Origin of the sequence: Streptomyces sp. NPDC007264 (genome assembly GCF_042869095.1) — a bacterium.
GTDB lineage: Bacteria > Actinomycetota > Actinomycetes > Streptomycetales > Streptomycetaceae > Streptomyces.
In genome coordinates, this window is record NZ_JBIAFD010000043.1 from 1 (window position 1) to 2,358 (window position 2,358).

The window sequence follows — 2,358 nt, forward strand, 5'->3', positions numbered from 1 at the left end:
GGTGATTCCGGTGACGGTATGCAGCTCACCGGTGACCGTTTCACCTCGGAGACGGCGTCGTTCGGCAACGACCTGTCGACGCTGCCGAACTTCCCCGCCGAGATCCGCGCCCCCGCAGGCACCCTGCCGGGAGTGTCGTCCTTCCAGCTGCACTTCGCCGACCACGACATCCTCACTCCCGGCGACGCGCCGAACGTGCTGGTCGCGATGAACCCGGCCGCCTTGAAGGCGAACCTGCCGGACGTGCCGCGCGGCGCGGAGATCATCGTCAACACCGACGAGTTCACCAAACGCGCGCTGCAGAAGGTCGGGTATGCCGACTCCCCGCTCCAGGACGGCTCGCTGGAGGGCTACCACGTCCACCCGGTGCCGCTGACGACGCTGACGGTTCAGGCGCTGAAGGACTTCGACCTGTCCCGCAAGGAGGCCGAGCGCAGCAAGAACATGTTCGCGCTGGGTCTGCTGTCGTGGATGTATCACCGGCCCACCGAGGGCACGGAAGCCTTCTTGCGGAGCAAGTTCGCCAGGAAGCCGGAGATCGCGGCGGCGAACATCGCCGCGTTCCGGGCGGGCTGGAACTTCGGGGAGACCACGGAGGACTTCGCGGTCTCCTACGAGGTGGCTCCGGCGGCGAAGGCGTTCGGGGTGGGTACCTACCGCAACATCTCGGGGAACCTGGCGCTGGCCTACGGTCTGATCGCCGCGTCCCGGCAGGCGGATCTGCCGCTGTTTCTGGGGTCGTATCCGATCACTCCGGCCTCCGACATCCTGCACGAGTTGTCCAGGCACAAGAACTTCGGGGTGCGTACCTTCCAGGCGGAGGACGAGATCGCGGGGATCGGCGCTGCTTTGGGTGCGGCGTTCGGGGGGTCGCTGGCGGTGACCACGACGTCCGGGCCCGGTGTGGCGCTCAAGAGCGAGACGATCGCTCTGGCGGTCTCGCTGGAGCTGCCGCTGCTGATCGTGGACATCCAGCGTGGTGGCCCCTCCACGGGTCTGCCCACCAAGACGGAGCAGGCCGATCTGCTGCAGGCGATGTACGGGCGTAACGGTGAGGCGCCGGTGCCCGTCGTCGCGCCCAGGACGCCGGGGGACTGTTTCGATGCCGCGTTGGAGGCGGCGCGGATCGCGCTGGTCTACCGCACCCCGGTCTTCCTGCTGTCCGACGGCTACCTGGCCAACGGCTCCGAGCCCTGGCGTGTCCCCGAGGTGGAGGAACTGCCCGATCTGCGGGTGCAGTTCGCCACCGGCCCCAACCACACCCTGGACGACGGCACCGAGGTGTTCTGGCCCTACAAACGCGACCCGCACACCCTGGCCCGCCCCTGGGCCGTCCCCGGCACCCCGGGCCTGGAGCACCGCATCGGCGGGATCGAGAAGCAGGACGGCAGCGGCAACATCTCCTACGACCCGGCCAACCACGACTTCATGGTCCGCACCCGCCAGGCCAAGACCGACAACATCCAGGTCCCCGACCTCGAGGTCGACGACCCCCACGGTGCCAGGACCCTCGTCGTGGGCTGGGGCTCCACCTACGGGCCCATCACCGCAGCGGTACGCCGCCTGCGCGCGGCCGGCGAGTCGATCGCCCAGGCCCACCTGCGCCACCTCAACCCCTTCCCCCCCAACCTCGCCACCGTCCTGCGCCGCTACGACAAGATCGTGGTCCCCGAGATGAACCTCGGCCAGCTCGCCACCCTCATCCGGGCGAAATACCTGGTCGACGCCCGCTCCTACAACCAGGTCAACGGCATGCCGTTCAAGGCCGAACAACTCGCCACGGCGCTGAAGGAGACCATCGATGCCTGACACCACCCAGGAAGGCACGGACACGATCGAGGCGCTCTCCCTCGTGCCCAAGGCCGAGGCCAAGCAGTCGATGAAGGACTTCAAGTCCGACCAGGAAGTACGCTGGTGCCCCGGCTGCGGCGACTACGCCATCCTCGCCGCCGTCCAGGGCTTCATGCCGCAACTGGGCCTGGCCCGCGAGAACATCGTCTTCGTCTCCGGCATCGGCTGCTCCTCCCGCTTCCCGTACTACATGAACACCTACGGGATGCACTCCATCCACGGCCGCGCCCCCGCCATCGCCACCGGACTGGCCACCAGCAGACGCGACCTGTCCGTGTGGGTCGTCACCGGCGACGGCGACGCCCTCTCCATCGGCGGCAACCACCTCATCCACGCCCTGCGCCGCAACGTCAACCTCAAGATCCTGCTGTTCAACAACCGCATCTACGGCCTCACCAAGGGCCAGTACTCCCCCACCTCCGAACTCGGCAAGATCACCAAGTCGACCCCCATGGGATCCCTCGACGCCCCCTTCAACCCCGTCTCCCTCGCCCTCGGCGCGGAGGC

At 68.2% G+C, this 2,358-nt stretch carries 2 protein-coding genes; both read left to right on the forward strand.

Going from position 1 to position 2,358, the window contains the following annotated elements; translation table 11 throughout:
- Positions 1-1,809: 2-oxoacid:acceptor oxidoreductase subunit alpha (locus ACFYMU_RS33355; RefSeq protein WP_388381469.1), on the forward strand; the 1,809-nt coding region annotated here is incomplete at its 5' end.
- Positions 1,802-2,358: 2-oxoacid:ferredoxin oxidoreductase subunit beta (locus ACFYMU_RS33360; protein WP_388381471.1), on the forward strand; the 557-nt coding region annotated here is incomplete at its 3' end. The genes ACFYMU_RS33355 and ACFYMU_RS33360, both read left to right, overlap by 8 nt.